19 protein-coding genes are annotated in these 19,346 nt (G+C 65.8%); 8 read left to right on the top strand and 11 right to left on the bottom strand.

All coding sequences use genetic code 11. From position 1 onward, the window contains the following. The first annotated feature begins 30 nt into the window (after nucleotides 1-30). Entirely contained in the window at nucleotides 31-507 is a 477-nt protein-coding gene (locus ACLB0R_RS15175; RefSeq protein WP_416644188.1) for a type II toxin-antitoxin system RatA family toxin, read from the top strand. Here ACLB0R_RS15175 and ACLB0R_RS15170 read toward each other — a convergent pair. The 3 genes from ACLB0R_RS15170 to ACLB0R_RS15160 are packed head-to-tail and all read right to left on the bottom strand — an operon-like array spanning nucleotide 453 to nucleotide 2,673. Further along, entirely contained in the window at nucleotides 453-974 is a 522-nt protein-coding gene (locus ACLB0R_RS15170) for a CinA family protein (protein WP_416644187.1), read from the bottom strand. The genes ACLB0R_RS15175 and ACLB0R_RS15170 overlap by 55 nt on opposite strands. Beyond that, entirely contained in the window at nucleotides 971-1,522 is a 552-nt protein-coding gene (locus ACLB0R_RS15165) for a hypothetical protein (protein WP_416644186.1), read from the bottom strand. The genes ACLB0R_RS15170 and ACLB0R_RS15165 overlap by 4 nt, the downstream gene beginning before the upstream one ends. Beyond that, nucleotides 1,519-2,673, bottom strand: coding sequence for a bifunctional 2-C-methyl-D-erythritol 4-phosphate cytidylyltransferase/2-C-methyl-D-erythritol 2,4-cyclodiphosphate synthase (locus ACLB0R_RS15160; RefSeq protein WP_416644185.1), 1,155 nt, complete (start codon nucleotides 2,671-2,673; stop codon nucleotides 1,519-1,521). The genes ACLB0R_RS15165 and ACLB0R_RS15160 overlap by 4 nt, the downstream gene beginning before the upstream one ends. Before the next feature lie 93 nt (nucleotides 2,674-2,766). On the opposite strand from ACLB0R_RS15160, the gene dusB reads away from it, so the two are divergent. The 7 genes from dusB to hflX all read left to right on the top strand — a co-directional run bounded on the left by dusB (nucleotide 2,767) and on the right by hflX (nucleotide 11,934). Next, nucleotides 2,767-3,765 (top strand): tRNA dihydrouridine synthase DusB, encoded by a 999-nt coding sequence (gene dusB / locus ACLB0R_RS15155; protein ID WP_416644184.1) that lies wholly within the window; start codon nucleotides 2,767-2,769, stop codon nucleotides 3,763-3,765. Beyond that, nucleotides 3,746-4,837, top strand: a complete 1,092-nt coding sequence (locus ACLB0R_RS15150) for a two-component system sensor histidine kinase NtrB (protein ID WP_416644183.1) — start codon at nucleotides 3,746-3,748, stop codon at nucleotides 4,835-4,837. Before dusB ends, ACLB0R_RS15150 begins: the two co-directional genes overlap by 20 nt. Nucleotides 4,838-4,842: 5 nt before the next feature. Then, nucleotides 4,843-6,282 (top strand): nitrogen regulation protein NR(I), encoded by a 1,440-nt coding sequence (gene ntrC, locus ACLB0R_RS15145; RefSeq protein ID WP_416644182.1) that lies wholly within the window; start codon nucleotides 4,843-4,845, stop codon nucleotides 6,280-6,282. A gap of 93 nt (nucleotides 6,283-6,375) precedes the next feature. Next, nucleotides 6,376-8,616: a sensor histidine kinase gene (locus ACLB0R_RS15140; protein ID WP_416644181.1), complete on the top strand. Its 2,241-nt coding sequence runs from the start codon at nucleotides 6,376-6,378 to the stop codon at nucleotides 8,614-8,616. A gap of 4 nt (nucleotides 8,617-8,620) precedes the next feature. Continuing rightward, on the top strand, nucleotides 8,621-10,003 hold the full coding sequence (ntrX, locus tag ACLB0R_RS15135) for a nitrogen assimilation response regulator NtrX (protein ID WP_416644180.1): 1,383 nt from the start codon (nucleotides 8,621-8,623) through the stop codon (nucleotides 10,001-10,003). 138 nt (nucleotides 10,004-10,141) lie between these two features. After that, entirely contained in the window at nucleotides 10,142-10,633 is a 492-nt protein-coding gene (hfq, locus tag ACLB0R_RS15130; RefSeq protein WP_416644179.1) for an RNA chaperone Hfq, read from the top strand. Then, nucleotides 10,630-11,934 (top strand): GTPase HflX, encoded by a 1,305-nt coding sequence (gene hflX / locus ACLB0R_RS15125; protein WP_416644178.1) that lies wholly within the window; start codon nucleotides 10,630-10,632, stop codon nucleotides 11,932-11,934. Before hfq ends, hflX begins: the two co-directional genes overlap by 4 nt. Nucleotides 11,935-11,983: 49 nt before the next feature. On the opposite strand, the gene mazG is transcribed toward hflX, so the two are convergent. From mazG to ACLB0R_RS15085, 8 genes are all read right to left on the bottom strand, one after another. Continuing rightward, entirely contained in the window at nucleotides 11,984-12,727 is a 744-nt protein-coding gene (gene mazG / locus ACLB0R_RS15120) for a nucleoside triphosphate pyrophosphohydrolase (RefSeq protein ID WP_416644177.1), read from the bottom strand. 76 nt (nucleotides 12,728-12,803) lie between these two features. Next, nucleotides 12,804-13,406 (bottom strand): retropepsin-like aspartic protease family protein, encoded by a 603-nt coding sequence (locus ACLB0R_RS15115; protein ID WP_416644176.1) that lies wholly within the window; start codon nucleotides 13,404-13,406, stop codon nucleotides 12,804-12,806. Next, a complete protein-coding gene (locus ACLB0R_RS15110) occupies nucleotides 13,403-14,167 on the bottom strand; it encodes an MBL fold metallo-hydrolase (protein ID WP_416644175.1) in 765 nt (254 codons plus the stop codon). The genes ACLB0R_RS15115 and ACLB0R_RS15110 overlap by 4 nt, the downstream gene beginning before the upstream one ends. Continuing rightward, nucleotides 14,164-14,949, bottom strand: a complete 786-nt coding sequence (locus ACLB0R_RS15105; RefSeq protein ID WP_416644174.1) for a TatD family hydrolase — start codon at nucleotides 14,947-14,949, stop codon at nucleotides 14,164-14,166. Before ACLB0R_RS15105 ends, ACLB0R_RS15110 begins: the two co-directional genes overlap by 4 nt. Continuing rightward, nucleotides 14,946-16,505 (bottom strand): methionine--tRNA ligase, encoded by a 1,560-nt coding sequence (gene metG / locus ACLB0R_RS15100; protein ID WP_416644173.1) that lies wholly within the window; start codon nucleotides 16,503-16,505, stop codon nucleotides 14,946-14,948. The genes ACLB0R_RS15105 and metG overlap by 4 nt, the downstream gene beginning before the upstream one ends. Nucleotides 16,506-16,547: 42 nt before the next feature. Continuing rightward, complete coding sequence (locus ACLB0R_RS15095) at nucleotides 16,548-17,534, bottom strand: DNA polymerase III subunit (protein ID WP_416644172.1); 987 nt, start codon at nucleotides 17,532-17,534, stop codon at nucleotides 16,548-16,550. Beyond that, nucleotides 17,531-18,157: a dTMP kinase gene (tmk, locus tag ACLB0R_RS15090; RefSeq protein WP_416644171.1), complete on the bottom strand. Its 627-nt coding sequence runs from the start codon at nucleotides 18,155-18,157 to the stop codon at nucleotides 17,531-17,533. The genes ACLB0R_RS15095 and tmk overlap by 4 nt, the downstream gene beginning before the upstream one ends. 9 nt (nucleotides 18,158-18,166) lie before the next feature. Continuing rightward, complete coding sequence (locus tag ACLB0R_RS15085; protein WP_416644170.1) at nucleotides 18,167-19,330, bottom strand: D-alanyl-D-alanine carboxypeptidase family protein; 1,164 nt, start codon at nucleotides 19,328-19,330, stop codon at nucleotides 18,167-18,169. Nucleotides 19,331-19,346: the final 16 nt, after the last annotated feature.

The following is a 19,346-nucleotide window of genomic DNA, read 5'->3' as shown; positions in this document are numbered from 1 at the left end:
TCATCTCGGTCGGCAGGATCGGCATTTAGCATGCCCCGCCACACCGAGACCCGCACATTACCTTATTCGCCCGAGCAGATGTTCGACCTGGTCGCGGACGTGGCGCGCTATGGCGAATTTCTGCCCTGGGTGGTCGGCGTGCGCATTCGCTCGAACAGCGCCAGCGACATGGTTGCGGACCTGATCGTCGGCTTCAAGGGGCTACGCGAGACGTTCACGTCGCAAGTCAAGAAAGCGCGCCCCGGCCACATCCATGTCGACTATCTCGACGGGCCGCTCAAATATCTGCGCAATGAATGGGGCTTCCGGCCAGATGGCAAAGGCGGCTGCCTCGTCGATTTCTCGGTCGATTTCGCGTTCAAGAACCGGGTGTTCGAGGCGCTCGCCGGCCAAGTGTTTGACCGCGCGCTCCGCAAGATGACCGATGCGTTCGAAGCTCGCGCTGCCGCGCTCTATGCGTCGGCTGCTTCGGGTAACAGCAGCTCGAGCGCGCACAGCGCTGCCTGAAGGCGCACGCCGCCGCGCCCCAAATCGCCGAATTCGCGCTTGTCGGCGATCACATCGGCGGCATCCTTGCCCTTTTCGGCGCGCGCGAACACGACGGTGCCGACCGGCTTCTTTTCCGACCCGCCGCCCGGCCCGGCGATGCCGGTGATCGCGACCGCCACATCGGCGCCCGTCGCCGCCAGCGCGCCCTGCGCCATTGCCCAGGCAACCGCGACCGACACCGCGCCGAACGTCTCGATCAGATCGCGGCTGACGTTGATCAGCGCTTCCTTGGCCTCGTTCGAATACGTAACGAAGCTCGCATCGAGTACTTCCGAAGACCCCGGAATCTCCGTGATCGCGGCAGCGACCAGCCCGCCGGTGCAGCTTTCGGCAAGCGCCACCCGGCGGCCGATCGCGCGGTTTTCCTCGACCACGCGCCGCGCCAGCGTCACCAGTTCCGCGGGCAGGATGCTGTCAATGCTCATCGCGTTCCTGTCGGGCAGATGGGAAGGGCCGGCTTGGACGAGCGATCCTTTCGGACGGCATCGGCGAATTGCAGCACCTCGACAAACAGCGGCGCGGCATTGGCGGCGGGCAGCGGCTCGATCAGCTCGGCAATGCGCTCGATGCGCGGGCAATCGCTCGCGTTGAGGTTGCGCGTCAGCACCGGCGCCAGCACCGTGCCGACCAGCGGCCGCCCGAAGGCCGAACCGAAGATCATGCCCGCGCCCGCGTTATCGCCCAGCGCGCGCTTGAGCACCGTTTGTGCGTGCGGCCAGGCAAGCTCGGCCTTGGCGCGGTATTTGGTGATGAAGCGGCCGTCGGTCTGGCGGAGCAAGGCGCCCGGCGGGAGCGCCGGCGCGCAGAGATGGCCGACATTCTCGATCACGTCGGGCAGCACCGCGGTCACGATCGCCTCGGCATCGCCCTGGCTGACGCAGGGCAAGTCGATCGCGAGCGTCACTTGCTGGGCGCTGGCCGACGAAACGGCGAGGAGCATCGCCACGCTGGCGAGGGAGGCGAGGCGGCTCATGCCGGCACCCGCACGGTCGCGATGGCCTGCGCGGCAATGCCTTCGCCGCGCCCGGTAAAGCCCAGCTTCTCGGTCGTCGTCGCCTTCACGCTGACCTGGCGCGGCGTCAGCGCCAGGATTTCAGCGATCCGCGCCTTGATCGCCTCGCGATGCGGGCCGATCTTGGGCGCCTCGCAGATGATGGTGAGGTCGACGAAATCGATCACCCCGCCTTCGGCCGCGACCAACGACGCCGCATGCGCGAGGAATTGGTCCGATCGGGCGCCGCGCCATTGCGGATCACTCGGCGGGAAATGCTGGCCGATATCGCCGGCGCCGATTGTGCCGAGCACCGCGTCGGTGACCGCGTGAAGCGCGACATCGGCATCGCTATGGCCGGCCAGGCCCTTGTCGTGCGGGATGAGCAAGCCGCCGAGCCACAATTCCTCGCCCTCGGCCAGCCGATGGACATCATAGCCGCTCGCCGATCGGCTCACCATCTGCGCGGCATGGCGCGCTTCGGCCGCCGCGAAATCGGCCGGGTAGGTTACTTTTTCGAGCATTACATCGCCCTCCACCAACGCTACTTCCAGTCCAGCTCGCCGGAGCATCTGCGCGTCATCGGTCGCTTCCTCGCCGGCCGGCCAGTCCTGATGCGCAGCAAGGATGTCCGCGAACCGGAAGGCCTGCGGCGTCTGCACCCGCACCATGCCATCGCGCGGCACGATATCGCCTAGCGCCCCGTCACCGCGCGCTAGCGTATCCGCCACGGGAAGCGCCGGGATCGCGCCAGGCGCGGCATCTAGCGCCGCAAGCAACCGATCAATCACCGCCGCGCTCAGAAACGGCCGCGCCGCATCATGGATCAGCACGCGCTGCGCACCGCCCGCGGCCGCGATCGCTTCGAGCCCGTTTTTCACCGACTCCCGCCGCGATGCCCCACCGATCACATAAGGCACGTTGCCCAGCGCTTCCGCGAGCATTGCCTGTTGACCCTCGCCAATCACCACCATCGCCACATCGATTGCCGGATGCGCGCTGAACGCGGCATGACTGTGCGCGATCATCGGCTTGCCGGCGAGCCCGACATATTGCTTGGGCGTCTCGGTACCCGCGCGCGTGCCGCCGCCGGCGGCAACGATCAGCGCAATGGTCTTGGTGGTGGCGGTCATGCGGGGCGGCGCATAGCCCAAGCGGTCGCAAGCCGCCAGTCTTGCCAGCACCCCACCACTCGCCTATGTGCTGCCCACTTTTTAGGCATCAAGATGAGCAAGCTTAATCCCATTCAGATCGGCCCGGTGCGGATCGAGAGCCCGGTGCTGCTCGCGCCGATGACCGGCGTGACGGACATGCCGTTCCGGCGGCTGGTGCGGCGCTATGGATCGGGCCTCAACGTCAGCGAGATGATCGCCAGCCAGGCTATGATCCGCGAAACGCGCCAGTCGATCCAGAAAGCGACCTGGGACCCGGTCGAAGAGCCGATCTCGATGCAGCTCGCCGGCTGCAACCCGCGCGACATGGGCGAGGCCGCTAAGCTCAACCAGGATCGCGGCGCCGCGATCATCGACATCAACATGGGCTGCCCGGTCAAGAAAGTGGTCAATGGCGATGCCGGCTCGGCGCTGATGCGCGACTTGCCGCTCGCCGCGCGGCTGATCGAAGCGACGGTGAAGGCGGTTCAAGTGCCGGTCACGCTCAAGATGCGGATGGGCTGGGATCATTCGAGCCTCAACGCGCCCGAACTTGCCCGCATCGCCGAGGATCTGGACGTCAAGATGATCACCGTCCACGGCCGCACCCGCTGCCAGATGTACAAGGGTTCTGCCGACTGGGCATTCGTCCGCCGGGTGAAGGACGCGGTTTCGCTGCCCGTGATCGTCAACGGCGATATCTGCTCGATCGAAGAGGCCGAAAGCGCGCTGGAGCAATCGGGTGCCGACGGGGTGATGATCGGGCGCGGCGCTTATGGCAAGCCGTGGCTGCTCGGCCAGGTGATGGAGTGGTTCGCGAGCGGCCGTCGCCTCGCCGACCCCAGCCTTGACGAGCAATATCACCTGATCGTCGAGCACTATGACGCCATGCTGTCGCTCTATGGCGTCCAGACCGGGGTCAATCTCGCGCGTAAGCATATCGGCTGGTACACGCGCGGGCTGCACGGCTCGGCCGAGTTCCGTAACCGGGTGAACCAGGAAGCCGATCCCAAGGTTGTGCTGGGCATGCTTGCCGAATTCTATGCGCCCTGGCGTGTCCGCGCCGCTGCTTGAGTCCCCGCTCGGTCACCCGCCGGCGCCCCGATTTGCCGATGTGCTCGCCACGCTGCCGGTGGCGGTGCTCGTGATCGACGCGCAGGGGCGCATTGCTTATGCCAACGCTGCCGCTGAGGAACTGATCAACCTCTCCGAGCGCGCGATGCTTGGCCAGCCGTTGGCGTCAGTGCTGGTGCCGCCGGTGGAGCGCGCGGCCGATGGCGAGGGGCGTGATGTGGCGGCGTTCGATGCCGTGGTCCGCCTGATACGCGGCGGCAGCGTTCGCGTCGATTATGCCGAAGCGGTGATGCGCGATCATCCCGGCTGGCGGACAGTGACGCTGAATGGCGCCGGCGCCTCGCGCCGCGCAGCCGCTCGCGGCGAGCGCGCCAGCGCACGCGCGGCCGTCGGCGCGGCGCAGATGCTAGCGCATGAGATCAAAAATCCGCTGTCGGGTATTCGCGGGGCCGCACAGCTGATCGGCGACGGGGTGCCCGAGCAGCGCGATCTCACCTCATTGATCACCAGCGAAGTCGACCGCATCGCCGCGCTCATCGATCGCATGCAGGACTTTACCGACACGCGGCCACTGAAACCGACCGCGCAGAACATCTATCCTTTGCTCGATCATGCGGTGCGGGTCGCTCGCGCCGGCTTTGCGCGCGCAATCGCGATCACCGACGAGTTTGATCCGTCTTTGCCCGCGGTACTCGTCGATGGCGACGCGATGCTTCAGGTATTGCTGAACCTGATCAAGAATGCGGCGGAAGCTGTTCAGAACATGGCTGATCCCTGCATCACCCTGTCGACCGCTTATCGCCATGGCATGTCGATCGATGCAGGACCGGATCGGCCCAAGCGCCCGCTGCCCATTGAAATCTGCATTGTCGACAATGGCCCCGGTGCACCGCCTGAGCTGGTCGATCACTTGTTCGACCCGTTCGTGACGACCAAGCCCGAGGGGCAGGGGCTGGGCCTCGCGCTTGCCGACAAGCTGGTGCGCGATATGGGCGGGCTGATCCAATATGAGCGCGATGCGGGGCGGGGGCTCACGATCCTGCGGCTGCGCTTGCCGCGCGGGCGGAGTTGAGGCGGATGGGCAGCATTCTCGTCGTTGATGACGATGCCGCAATCCGCACCGTGGTGGGCCAGGCCCTGCGGCGCGCCGGGCATTTGGTGCGATGCGTGGGCACGCTCGCCGAGGCGCGCGCGGCAATCGCAGCGGACGCACCCGAACTGCTGATCTCCGACGTGGTGCTGCCCGACGGCAATGGCCTGGATGCCGTGGCGGATATTCTCGCGAGCCGGCCAGCGCTGCCCGTCATCATCCTGTCGGCCCAGAACACGCTGACGACGGCGGTGCGCGCGACCGAAGTCGGCGCTTATGATTATCTGCCCAAGCCATTCGATCTTGATGCGCTGGCGCGGGCGGTTACTTCGGCGCTGGCGCGCGGGCAGGGGCAGCCTGATGCCACGCTCGACGAGGCAGATGCAGCGCTCCCCCTGATCGGTCGATCGATGGCGATGCAGGATGTCTATCGCGTCATCGCGCGGGTGGTCGCCAACGATTTGACGGTGCTGATTTCCGGCGAGAGCGGCACGGGCAAGGAACTGGTCGCGCAGGCGATCCACGATCTCGGCCCGCGCCGAACGCGGCCTTTCGTGCCGATCAATATGGCGGCGATCCCGCGCGAGTTGATCGAGGCCGAGCTGTTCGGGCATGAGCGTGGTGCGTTTACGGGCGCGCAGGCCCGCGTTGCCGGCCGGTTTGAGCAGGCAGCGGGCGGGACGCTGTTTCTCGACGAGATCGGCGACATGCCGATGGACGCGCAGACACGGCTGCTCCGCGTGCTGCAATCGGGGGAATTCACCACCGTCGGCGGCGCGCGCGCGATCCGCGCGGATGTGCGCATCGTCGCGGCAACCAATCGCGACCTGACGGCGCTCGTGGCAAGTGGCCAGTTCCGCGAAGACCTGTTCTACCGCCTCAACGTCGTGCCGATCGCGTTGCCGCCGCTCCGCGAACGTCGGCAGGATATCGCGCTGCTCGCCCGCCACTTTGTCGAGCGTGCCGCTGCCGATGGCTTGCCGCGCCGAACGATCAGCGACGCCGCGCTGCAAGCGCTCGAAGCGCATGACTGGCCGGGCAATGTCCGCGAGTTGGAGAATATCATCCGCCGCATCGTTGTGCTGGGTCGGGACGATGTGATTGACGCGGCTGAAGTCGCTGCGGCGCTGGGATTGGCGGCGTCGATGCCGCCGGGCCCGGAAGCGCTGGGCGGTGGGGGCGGATTGGACGCCGCAATCCGCGCGCGGCTCGACCAGATCGCGCGCGAATGGCCCCAGGCACTGGATGACGGCACGCTCTACGATCGCATCATCGGCGAAGTCGAGCGGCCGCTGATCGAGGCAATGCTGGCCCGACATGGCCATAACCAGCTGCGCGCTGCCCGCGCGCTCGGCATCAACCGCAACACCTTGCGCAAGCGGCTGACCCAACTCGGCATCGATCTGGACGACCTTGACGGCGCCTGATCCGACGCAACGTGCGCTAGATCGGGTCATTTGGCGCTGGCGAACGCAAACTCTGTGTTTTCCAAGCAACGCTTCTGTTGTAATCGAGCAACGATGACGAGTGTTACGACCGGCCGCGCTTCGCCGCCCCGCCTTGATGGCGAGGGCTGGATGCGGATCGTCGAAATCGCGGTACTCTGTGCCTCGATCTCGATCGCGGTCGGCAGCTATTTCATCATCACCGCCGGTCAGGCCCCGCGCCAGACGCTGACGCCGCTGCTGGCGGCATCTTTGCTGGTCGCCAATCTGCTGCCGATTATCGGCCTGGAAATGCTGATCGGCCGCCGTATCGCGCAGCGCCGCGCGGCGGCATCGCCAATCGGCGGCAAGGCGCGGCTGCACGTCCGGCTGGTCGCGCTGTTTTCGTTCGTCGCGGCGGTACCGACGCTACTCGTCGTCATCTTCGCATCGGTGCTGTTCCAGTATGGCGTCGAATTCTGGTTCTCGGATCGGGCGCGCGGCATGGTCGATAATGCGTCGTATATCGCGCGCGAGAATTACCGGCAGGAAATCGGCCGCGTTGGGCTGGAAGCAACCGCAATGAGCCAGGATATCGCCTTCTATTTGAAGACGATGCCAATCGATAGCCAGATCTTCAAACAAGCGCTCGCGTTTCAGACAGTCAGGCGCGAACTATCTGAAGCTTTCATAATTCATGAGACGCCCGACCGGCAGATCAACTCGATCGTGCTTCTCAATCCCTATGAATATGATCTCGACAAGGTCGTCACCCCCAAGCTGATCGACAAGCTGGATGCTGGCGCCGAAACGGTGCTCGTCGACGACCCGCAAGCGCCCGGCGCCCTGACCAAGCTGCCTTATGGTGAGCACAATTACCTGTTCGTTCGGCATGTCTTCGATCGTCATCGGATGGCATTGCTTGAGCGCGGCAAGGGCATCGTCGCCGATTATCAAGCGCTGGTCAGCCGCTCGCGCTCGCTGCAATTGCGCTTCAACGCTGCACTCCTCGGCATTTCGCTGCTGATCGTCGGGCTTGCGGTGTGGATCGCGCTGCAGGTGGCCGATCGACTGGTGCGCCCGGTCAACGATCTCGTCGCCGCCGCGCGCCGGGTGGCCGATGGCGATTTGTCCGCCCGCGTGGCGGCGCCGGTTGCCGATGACGAGGTCGGCACGCTTGCCACCGCATTCAACGCGATGACGGTGCGCCTGCAGGAGCAGACCGGCGCCCTGGTGCGCGCCAACAACCAGCTCGACAGCCGCCGCGCGCTGATCGAGGCGGTGATGTCGGGCGTTACCGCCGGCGTGATCCTGGTCGACGATGCCGGCGCGGTGCGGCTGATCAACGATTCCGCCGCGCAGATGCTGGCAACCGACAATCGGGCCATCGGCAAACCACTCGCCGAGACCGCACCCGAGCTCGCCGCACTGCTCGGCGGCGGCAATCGCGAGGCGATCGTCCAGATCGCCGTTTGCAGTGAAGCGCGCACATTGGCGGTCAAGATCGCGCGCGCCGATGCGGGCCCGATCCTGACCTTTGACGACATCACCCAGCAGCTGCTCGACCAGCGCCGCGCTGCCTGGTCGGACGTGGCGCGCCGGATCGCGCACGAGATCAAGAACCCGCTGACCCCGATTCAGCTCGCTGCCGAACGGCTCCGCCGCCGCTACGCCAAGCAGATTGAGAATGATGACGGCACGTTCGCCCGGCTCACCGACACGATTGTCCGCCAGGTGACCGATCTGCGCCGGATCGTCGATGAATTCTCCTCCTTCGCGCGGATGCCCAAGCCGATGTTCCGCGAGGAATCGCTGGTCGATGTCGCGCGCCAGGCACTGTTCCTGCACGAAGTCGCGCATAGCGATATCGATTTCAGCCTGGTCAGTGACGATCCGGCCCCGCATCTCGTCTGCGATCGCCGCCAGATCGGCCAGGCGCTGACCAACATTGTCAAGAACGCGGTCGAAGCGATCGAGGCGCGCGGGGAGGGCGAGCGCGGCAAGATCGAGATGGCCATTCACGAGGATGCCGAAGCCGGGACGCGCACGATCACGGTCTCGGACAACGGTGTTGGCTTGCCGTTGGAGCGCGACCGGATCGTCGAGCCCTATATGACGACGCGCAGCCGCGGCACGGGCCTGGGCCTCGCGATCGTCACCAAGATCGTCGAGGAGCATTTCGGCACGATCAACTTTGCCGACCGGCCGGGAGGGGGAACGGTCGTCACGCTGAGTTTCGACGGCAATACGCTTGCCGCGCTCGATCGCTCGGCACCTGAAGAAATCGACCCCGCCGCCGACCGGCTGGCGGCGCTTACCCCCCAACGAAACGGCTGACATAATGGCGCTTGATGTTCTGGTAGTCGATGACGAGCGCGATATCCGCGAGCTGGTGTCGGGGGTACTCGAAGACGAGGGCTATGAGACGCGCGTTGCTGCCGACAGCGACGCCGCACTCGAGGCCTTTGCGCAACGGCGGCCCTCGCTGGTCCTGCTCGATGTGTGGCTGCAGGGTTCGCGGCTCGACGGGCTCGATTTGCTCGACGAGCTGAAGCGCCGCGATCCGACCATCCCCGTGCTGGTAATCTCAGGCCATGGCAGCCTGGAGACGGCGGTCGCCGCGATCCGGCGCGGCGCGGTCGACTTCATCGAAAAGCCCTTCGAGGCCGAGCGGCTGCTGCTGCTGATCGAGCGCGCGACCGAGACCGAGCGGCTGCGCCAGGAAATTGCCTCGCTCCGCGCTTCGGCGGGGCGCGACCAGGATTTGACCGGCAATTCGCCCTCGATCAACGCGGTCCGCGCGACGCTGAAGCGCGTCGCCCCCACCGGCAGCCGGGTGATGATTACCGGATCAGCCGGCGTCGGCAAGGAAGTCGCCGCGCGGTTGCTTCACGGCTGGAGCCAGCGGGCAAGCGGGCCCTTCGTCGTCGTCAGCGCGGCGCGGATGGAACCCGAGCGGATGGAGGAAGAGCTGTTCGGCGTCGAGGAAGGCGGCGATGTCATCCGCCACGGTCTGCTCGAACAAGCACATGGCGGCACGCTGTTCCTCGACGAAATCGCCGACATGCCGATCGCGACTCAGGGCAAGATCTTGCGCGTGCTGACCGAGCAAAGCTTCTCCCGCGTCGGTGGCACGCGGGTGGTGCGCGTCGATGTTCGAGTCGTCTCGGCGACCGCGCGCGATCTGGGCCGCGAGATTATCGAGGGGCGGTTCCGCGAAGACCTGTATTACCGCCTGAACGTGGTTCCGGTCCGCATTCCCGGCCTGTCCGAGCGGCGCGAGGACATTCCTGCGCTGGTCGAGCATTTCGTCGCGCATTATGCCCGCGAGCGCCGCGTGCCGACGCCCGAAATCGCGCCCGACGCGCTCGTCGCCCTGCAATCCTATGAATGGCCGGGCAATGTCCGCCAGCTGCGCAACGTCGTCGAGCGCACCGTCATCCTCGCGCCCGGCGAGCGGATCGGCCGCATCGACCTTGACCTGCTGCCGAGCGAAGTGCTCAACAATCAAGGCGATTTCGGCGTGGGCACCACGGTCGGCACGATCATGGCGACGCCCTTGCGCGAAGCGCGCGAAGCATTCGAGCGCGAATATCTCCGCGTCCAGATCCGGCGTTTTTCGGGCAATATCTCGCGCACCGCGACGTTTATCGGCATGGAACGCTCGGCGCTGCACCGTAAGCTCAAGCTGCTCGGCATTACCGAAACGCGCGGCGAAGAATAGACGTGCTCTCGCGTTCGATATGGACGCGCGCCGGCTCAATCCCTAATTAGTGCCTAACGAGCCGTGATGGCGCGCCAATCCGATGCCGGGAACCGGCACATCGCGGGCAACTACCCGCCAAGAACAACGGGATAAACCATGGCTGACAAGCAAGCCTCGCTCCAGGACCTTTTCCTCAACGCGCTGCGCCGGTCGAAAACGCCGGTCACGATGTTCCTCGTCAAGGGCGTCAAGCTGCAGGGCATTGTGACGTGGTTCGATAATTTCTCCGTGCTGCTGCGGCGCGATGGCCAGTCGCAGCTGATCTACAAGCACGCCATCTCGACGATCATGCCGGCAGGGCCACTCGACATCAGCGCGATTACCGACGCCATGAGCGAGGGCCAGAAAAAGTCTCCGCTGCTCCAGGAAGTGTTCCTGAGCGCGGTGCGCAAATCCGAAGATCCGGTGACAATGTTCCTCGTCAACGGTGTGATGTTACAGGGAAATATCGCGGCGTTCGACTTGTTCTGCATGTTGCTGACGCGCGACGGTATGGCACAGCTTGTCTATAAGCACGCGGTCTCGACCATCCAGCCGGCCCATCCGCTCAATCTGGCCGAGGAAGCCGGCGGATCGGACGCGGATTGAGCGGCAACGCCACGAGCGGTTTTGACCGCGACCGCGGCGAATTCGCGCGCGGCGCAAGGACGATCGTCGTGCTGCCCGATCAAGGCGGCGCGGCGCGATCGGTCGAGGCACGCCTCGATGAGACCGCCGGCTTGGCCGCCGCGATCGGGCTCGATGTCGTCGATCGCATTGCCTATCGCGTCCGTGCGGCGCGCGCCGGCACGCTGATCGGCAGCGGACAGGTTGAAGCGCTCGCCGCCAATGTCGCGATGAGCGAGGCCGGGTTGGTGGTGTTCGATGCCGCGCTAACCCCCATTCAGCAGCGCAACCTGGAAACCGCGCTCGGCGCCAAGGTGATCGATCGCACCGGGTTGATCCTCGAGATTTTCGGCGAGCGCGCCGCCACTGCCGAGGGGCGGCTGCAGGTCGAACTTGCGCATCTCGGCTATCAGGCAGGCCGGCTGGTGCGTAGCTGGACGCACCTTGAGCGCCAGCGCGGCGGCTTCGGCTTCCTCGGCGGCCCTGGTGAAACGCAGATCGAGGCTGACCGCCGCTTGATCCGCGATCGCATGGCGCGGTTGCGGCGCGAGCTTGCGCAGGTGAGCCGCACGCGCGGCCTGCATCGCGATCGCCGGCAGCGCGCACCGTGGCCCGTTATTGCGCTGGTCGGCTATACCAACGCCGGAAAGTCGACGTTATTCAACCGTTTGACCGGGGCTGACGTCATGGCAGCGGACCTGCTGTTCGCGACCCTCGACCCGACGCTCAGGCAGATTTCGCTGCCCGGTATCGACAAGGCGATCCTGTCCGACACGGTCGGGTTCGTGTCCGATCTGCCGACGCAGCTCGTCGCGGCGTTCAAGGCGACGCTGGAGGAAGTCGCTTCGGCCGACTTGCTGATCCATGTCCGCGACATCGCCCACCCGGATACCGAGGCGCAGCGCGCCGATGTCGAGGCTGTCCTTGGCGAACTGGGCGTGACCAAAGCGACGCCGCGCTTCGAGGCGTGGAACAAGCTCGACTTGCTGCCGGAAGCCGAGCGCGAGGCGCTGCAGGCCGAGGCAGAGCGACGCGGCAATGTCGTGTGCGTCTCAGCGCTGAGCGGGGAAGGGGTCGTGGCGCTGCAGACCAGCGTAGCCGCCCGGCTGACCGAGGGTCATCGCCGCTACCGCTTGACGCTCGATGCCGCCGATGGCGCGGCAATGGCGTGGCTGCATCAGCATGGTGAGGTGGTCGACAGCTGGACCGACGAGCTGACCACGCATGCCGATGTGCGACTGGCCGAAGCGGATTATCAACGGTTTATGCAGCGACCGAGATAGCTTGCGTGCCCCGGACCTGTTTTGTTCCTTGAGCTAAAGGGCGAGGGGACTAAAGCCGCTCCTCCAGCTTGGCTTTGCCCCAAAGCGCTTCCTTCTCGTCAAGCGATAGCGCGGCAAAGCCGTCGCCGGCTTCAGTTTCTATCGCGCGAAAGCGGCGCTCGAACTTGGCGTTGGCGGCCCGGAGCGCGGCTTCGGCATCGACGCCGAGATGGCGTGCCCAATTGACCACCGCGAATAGCAAGTCGCCGATCTCTTCGGCCCGATGGTGAGCATCAGCCTGTTCGATTTCAAGCAGTTCCTCATCGATCTTCGCACGAGGGCCGCTCGGATCAGGCCAGTCAAAGCCAGTGCGCGCCGCGCGCTTTTGGAGCTTCTCGGCGCGTTGCAGCGCCGGCAGGCCCAACGCGACGCCGTCCAGCGCGCTCGTCGCGCCCTTGGCGCTACGCTCGGCCGCCTTGAGCGCTTCCCAATGGTCGGATGCCTTGGTCTCAGCGGTACCAAAGATATGCGGGTGGCGGCGCTCCATCTTGTCGCTGATCGCATCGACGACATCGGCATAAGCGAACGCGCCGGCTTCTTCGGCTATGCGGGCGTGAAAGACGACCTGGAGGAGCAGGTCGCCAAGCTCGTCCTTAAGGTCCGCCATATCGTTACGCGCGATCGCGTCAGCGACTTCATAGGCTTCCTCGATCGTATACGGCGCGATCGTCGCGAAGTTCTGCGCGAGATCCCAGTCGCAGCCGCGCTCAGTATCGCGCAAGCGCGCCATGATCGCCAACAGCCGCTCGGTCATCGGCGGGGGCCCCCGATAGCGCCTGACAACATCGCGCAATTCATCGATCCGATAATATACATTATGTAAATCATACTCATTGCCGCGCTTCCAGGATTATCCGGTCCCCTTCGACTCGCCAGCTTTTGAGCCGCGACAGGAAATTCATCCCGATCACCTCGCTGTCGTCGAAATTCCGCCCGACTTGAATCTCGAGCCTGCGCGCTTCGATACCACCGACGCGCAGCTCCGGCGCGGTTGCGCGGCGGACGATCGCCGGCCCGTTCGCCGTGTCGATGATGGCGCCATATTTATCCACTGTCGGGTCGATGCCGGCGGCCTTGGCCGTCGTTTCAGAGATCGACGTAATCGTTGCGCCGCTGTCGATCAGCATGCGCCGCTCGACCGATCCGATGCGCGCGGTGGTCCAGAAATGGCCGTCGGCGCTTTTGTTGATAACCACCGTGCCGCCGCGGACCGTCTCGCCACTGAGACCCAGCGCGTCAGCGATGCTGCCCGGCGTCAAGCCGCCGCGCGTCGCCAGTGTCACCACGATCAGCATTGCGGCGAAAATGCCCACCCAGGCCAATGCCATCTTCGCAACCTGGCCAAGCGGCAGCCGCCGGGCAACGAGCGCCGATAGCGGCAGGATCGGCACCAGCAGATACCAGATGGCATTGCCTTGCTCGTTGCCGCTCACAACGTCATCTCCCAGCCATCATAGCCCGGCTCGATGCCCGGCGGCAGCTCGGCGCGGAGCGTGCGATAATCCATCGATTGGTCCATGTGCATCAGCACCGTTTTGCGCGCGCCGATCTGCTGTGCCCAGCCGATCGTCTGGTCGAGCGTCGGGTGCGTCGGGTGTGGCGCGCGGCGCAGCGCGTCGGCCACCCAGAGGTCGACATCTTGAAACAACGTCGCCATTTCAGGTGTCATCGCATTGAAATCGGTAGAATATGTGGCGCGCGCACTCTTCGATTGGAACATGAATCCCGCGGAGGTTATCGCGCCATGTGGCTGATCGACCACGGCGACATCGATATCGCCGATCGTCAGCCGATCGGGCAGCGGCTCGGCGGCGACGGTCGGCGGATAGCCGCCATGCCCCTCGAACGCATAAGCGAAACGCGCGCCGAGCGATGCCAGTACCCAAGGCCGCGCCAACGCGCGCACCGGAGCGCGGCGCGCGTGGAATAACTGCCGCAGATCGTCGATCCCGTGGCAATGATCGGCGTGATCGTGCGTCCACAGCACCGCATCGACCGCGCCGACTTCCGCCGCCAGCAACTGCTCGCGCATGTCGGGGCTGGTGTCGACCAGGATCGTCGTCGTTGCGGTTGTGACGAGCAGCGATGCGCGCGTCCGCCGGTTGCGCGGCTCGGCGGGGTCGCAGGCGCCCCAATCATTGCCGATGCGCGGCACCCCCGATGACGTGCCCGAACCGAGCAGCCTGACTTTCACGCCGCGGCTCGCGTCTTGGCGAACAATCGGTGGAAATTCGCGCGCGTGGCCTCGGCCAGCTCGTCAATCGACTCACCGCGCAGATCGGCGAGGAAGCGCGCGGTATCGGCCACGTACGCGGGCTCCCCCGTCTTGCCGCGATGCGGCACCGGCGCCAGGAACGGCGCGTCGGTTTCGACTAGGAGCCGATCGATCGGCAGCCGCTGCGCCGTCGCCTGCAGTGCCGTGGCGTTCTTGAAGGTCACGATTCCCGAAATCGAGATGAACATCCCCAATTCCAGCGCGATATCGGCAAAAGCGTCGCTGGCAGTGAAGCAATGGATCACGCCGGAGAACGTCCCCTTCCCCATTTCCTCGCGCAAGATGGCGGCGGTGTCGTCCTCGGCATCGCGCGTGTGGATAACGATCGGCAGGCCGGTCGCGCGGCTGGCGGCGATGTGGCTGCGAAAGCTCGCCTGCTGGCGCGCGCGGTCGCTATGGTCATAATAATAATCGAGGCCCGTCTCGCCGATGCCGACGACGCGGGGATGCGCGGCGCGCGCCACGAGCTTGGCGGTGTCGATATCAGGATGCGCGTCGGCCTCGTGCGGGTGGATGCCAATCGTCGCCCACACGTCATCCTCGCGCTCGGCGACGGCGACGACATCATCCCATTCACGCTCGCGCGTCGAGATGTTGAGCATGGCGACCACGCCAGCGCCGCGTGCCCGGTCGAGCACGGCCTGCTGCTCCTCGACGAGGCCCTTGTAGTTCAGATGGCAATGGCTGTCGGCGAGCTTCACGCAGCGGCCTCCGCGAGTTCGAGCCGGGGGAAAAGCGGCGCCGGTTGCTCCAGCCGGAAACCGCTTTCGGCGAGCGGCGAATACCAGTGGCTGCCGATCGCCTCGAACGTGCGCAGCTCGGGCGCGACGCCCATCCGGTCGAGGAGCACCCCGGCGCTGCGCGGGATCACCGGCAGAATTGCGACGGCGAGCTGGGCAATCGCAATGTAGAGCGTCGCCAGCACGGTGCGCATCCGGTCCGGGTCGGTCTTGCGCAGCGCCCAGGGCGCCTGCTCGTCGATATAGGCGTTGCAGGCATAGACCGCCTGCGTCCAAAGCTCAGTCGCCTGCGACAAGGCAAGATCAGCATAGGCGCGCGGCATCGCCTCGCGCACGGTCATGTCGATCAGGGCGAACAAGGCATCGTCCGCTGGGGTGTGGCCGGTGATGGCAGGCAGCGCGCCATCGCAATTCTTGAAGATCTGGGTCAACGTCCGCTGCGCAAGATTGCCGAAGCTGTTGGCGAGATCGGCATTGGCGCGGGTGACGATCGCCTCTTCGGAGTAGCTGCCGTCCTGGCCGAAGCTCACTTCGCGCAGCAGGAAATAGCGCAGCGGATCGACCCCGAACCGCTCGACCAGCTCGACGGGATCGGTCACGTTGCCGAGCGATTTCGACATTTTCTCGCCGCGGTTGAGCAGAAAGCCATGGCCGAACACCTGGCGCGGCAGCGGCAGCTTGGCGCTCATCAGGAAGGCTGGCCAGTAAACCGCATGAAAACGCACGATATCCTTGCCGATGATGTGGAGATCGGCCGGCCACCATTTGGCCAGCGCGGCCGGATCATCGGGATAGCCGGCGCCGGTCAGATAATTGGTCAGCGCATCGACCCACACATACATCACATGCCCGGGGCTGCCCGGCACCGGCACGCCCCAATCGAAGCTCGTGCGCGAGACCGAGAGATCACTCAGCCCGCCCTCGACGAAGCGCATGATTTCGTTGCGGCGGCTTTCCGGGCGGATGAAGTCGGGCTGCGACGTGTAGAGATCGAGCAGTGGCCGCTGGTATTTTGACAAGCGAAAGAACCAGGTTTCCTCGGCAGTCCACTCCACCGGCGTGCCTTGCGGCGAGAGGCGCTCGCCCCCTTCCCCGTCGATCAGCTCGCTTTCGTCGTAAAAGGCTTCGTCGCGGACCGAATACCAGCCCTCATAGCGATCGAGATACAAGTCGCCGGCATCGGCCATCGCTCGCCAGATCGCCTCGCTGGCGCGATAATGGTCGGCGTCAGTCGTGCGGATGAAGCGATCATAAGAGATATCAAGAAGATCGTCCATCGACTGGAAATGATTGCTCATTTCCTTGGCGAGCGCGCCAACCGGCACATCGCGCTTGCGCGCTTCCTGCACCATTTTCAGGCCATGCTCGTCCGTGCCGGTCTGGAAGCGGACGTCGCGGCCCATCATCCGCTGGAAGCGCGCAATCGCGTCGGCGGCGATCGCTTCATAAGCGTGGCCGATATGCGGGCGGCCATTGGGGTAGCTGATTGCGGTCGTGATGTAGAACGGGTCGGCCATGGCGCCACGCCCTAAAGCATCGCGCGCGCGGGCGAAAGACCGTCAGCCGCTCGGGCCGAGCCGCGCAACGATGCCGGCCATTTCATAGACGGTTGCCTGTTGATCGAGCGACAGCGCGCGGGCGCTGGCGGCGAGCGCACGCGCGGCCTCATGCGCGGCGATGGCCGAACGAAGCGCCGACCCCTGCCGGGTGCGCGCGGCGTTGGCGATGAAGCTCGGCGCGGCGTCGAGAAACGCCTCGTAACGCGCCTGCGCCGCCTTGCTGCCCAGTTCCTTGGCCAGCGTAATGCGCAGCTTGTTGGTCGCATCACCCTTGGCGGCGAGCGCCGTCATGGCGTCATCGAGCGCATCCAGCCGTAAGCCCGCATAGCCCAGCGCTCGACCCGGCGAGCCGCCACCGGCTGCGATCAGTGCCGCAATCTCGGCATCGCTCACCTGAGGCAGATGCTCGCGCAGCACGTCGCGCATCGCCGCGTCGTCGAGCGGATCGAACCTCAGCCGCCGGCAGCGCGAGCGGATCGTTGGCAACAGGCGCCCCGGCGCATGGCTGATCAGGAGGAAGAGCGTGCCGGCCGGGGGCTCCTCGAGGCTTTTGAGCAAGGCGTTGGAAGCGCCGGGCCGCTCGAGATCATCGACTGCGTCGATCAGGATCACGCGGCGCGGCGACAGGCTCGGTTTGGTCGCGAACATCGGCAACAACGCGCGCACTTGCGCAATCGTGATGCTGCGGGCGAGCTCACCATCGGGCTTGTCGGCATCCTTGGGGAGCCGGGTGAGCTCGCGATAATCGGGGTGCGAGCCCGCCTCGATCAGCGTGCGCGTGCGATTGCCCACCGGCACATCGAAGCCCGGCGCCAGGCCGTCGGGATCGGCGGCCTCGGCCAGCAAGCGCCGCGCGGCGATGCGGGCAAAGCTCGCCTTGCCGATGCCCTCGGGCCCGGTGAACAGCCAGGCATGGTGCATGTGCCCGCTCGCCATCGCGGCGGCAAAGGCGGCGTGGGCAGCATCATTGCCCAGAAGTGACGTCATGGCAGCAGATCGGCGACGGCGGCAAGCACCGCCTCACCCACGACCTGCGGCGATCCGTTCGCATCGATCACGCGGAACCGCGCTGGCTCAGCCTCGGCGAAGCGCCGGAAACCGGCAGCGACTGCGTTATGAAATGCCTCTCCCCGCGCCGCGAAGCGATCCGCCGCGGCGCCATCGCGCGCTGCGGCACGGTCGCGGCCGGTATCGATCGGCATGTCGAGCAGGATCGTCCGATCCGGCAGCAACCCGCCGCTGCCGACGCGGTGCACCGCCATGATCTCCTCATCGCTCAGTCCCCCGGCCGCGCCCTGATACGCGCGAGTCGAGTCGATATAGCGATCGCAGATCACCCAGGCGCCGCGCGCCAGCGCGGGTCGGATCGTCCGCTCGACCAGATCGGCGCGCGCGGCGGCGAATAGCAGCATCTCCGCGCGCGGCTGCCAGCGGTCGACACTGCCCTGCATCAATAAGCCGCGAATCGCCTCGGCGCCCGGACTACCGCCTGGCTCACGCGTCGCCACCACGTCGAGCCCACGTGCCTCGATCGCCGCTGCCAGCGCACGCGCTTGCGTCGATTTGCCGGCGCCCTCCCCGCCCTCAAGCGAAATGAAGCGCCCGCTCACCCCTGCCGCTCACATCCCGAACAGCGCGAGGAAATTCGCCCAGATGCGCCCGAAAAAGCCCGCTTGCGGCACGTCGCTGTCCGCGACCAGCGGCAGACGCTGCGCCGGCATATCGGGCGTCTGCACGACGAGATCGGCGATGTGATCGCCCGCCTTGATCGGCGCCTTGACCGGCCCGTCATAGGCGACCTTCACTTGCATTTCCGGGCTGGTGCCCGATGGCACGACCACGGACAAATCGCGCGGCGCGACCAGCCCGACATGGTTGGCGGTGCCAAGCTGCACGTCCGCCGTGCCGACCTTCTTGCCCTTGGGTGCGATCGGGCGCGGCTGCCACGCGCGGAACCCCCAGTTCATGAACTTGACCGATTCGTCGATGCGTTCGTTGAAGCTGTGCAGGCCGGCGAGCACCATCACCAAGCGGCGCCCGCCCTGCTCGGCCGAGCCGGTGAAGCCATAGCCGGCTTCCTCGGTATGGCCGGTTTTCAGGCCATCGGCGCCGGCAACGCGGCCGAGCAGCGGATCGCGATTGTCCTGCTTGATCGCGCCACCATTGCCCAGCTGCGTCCCCCAGGTGAAATTCGGGCGCGAATAGAATTGCTTGTAGAGCTGGTAATGATTCTGGATCGTCGCTTCGGCGAGCTTGGCGAGGTCGCGCGCGGTGACGTATGTCGCGCCACCATCGGGCCAACCGTTCGACGTGCCGAAATGGCTGTTGTTGAGGCCGAGCTTGCGCGCCGCCTCGTTCATCCGCTGAACGAAAGCCGGCTCGGTGCCCGACACGCCTTCTGCGAGCACGACGCAGGCATCGTTCCCCGACAAAGTGATGATGCCGTAGAGCAGGTTCGCAACGCTAACCCGCTCGTTAACCTTGAGGAACATCGTCGAGCCCTGGTTATTCCATTTGCGCCAGGTCTCGGGCTGGACGGTGATCATCTGGTCGAGCTTCACGTCACCATGCGCGATCATGTCGAACACGACATAGACGGTCATCATCTTGGCCATCGAAGCCGGCGGCATCCGCCGGTCGGCATCCTTGGCGTAGAGCACTGCACCCGACGTTACGTCTTCCATGAACGCAACCGGCGCGGGCGTATCGAACGGCGGCGGCGCGGCGGTCGCGGCACTGGTGGCGAGGAAAGTGAAAGCGGGCAACAGAGCAAGGGTCTTCATTACTGGGCAGGCTTCC

Origin of the sequence: Sphingomonas sp. GlSt437, from assembly GCF_048015635.2 — a bacterium.
Taxonomy (GTDB): Bacteria; Pseudomonadota; Alphaproteobacteria; order Sphingomonadales; family Sphingomonadaceae; genus Sphingomonas.
The sequence above is the reverse complement of the archived record's forward strand: the minus strand, read 5'-3'. Positions and strand labels throughout refer to the sequence as shown.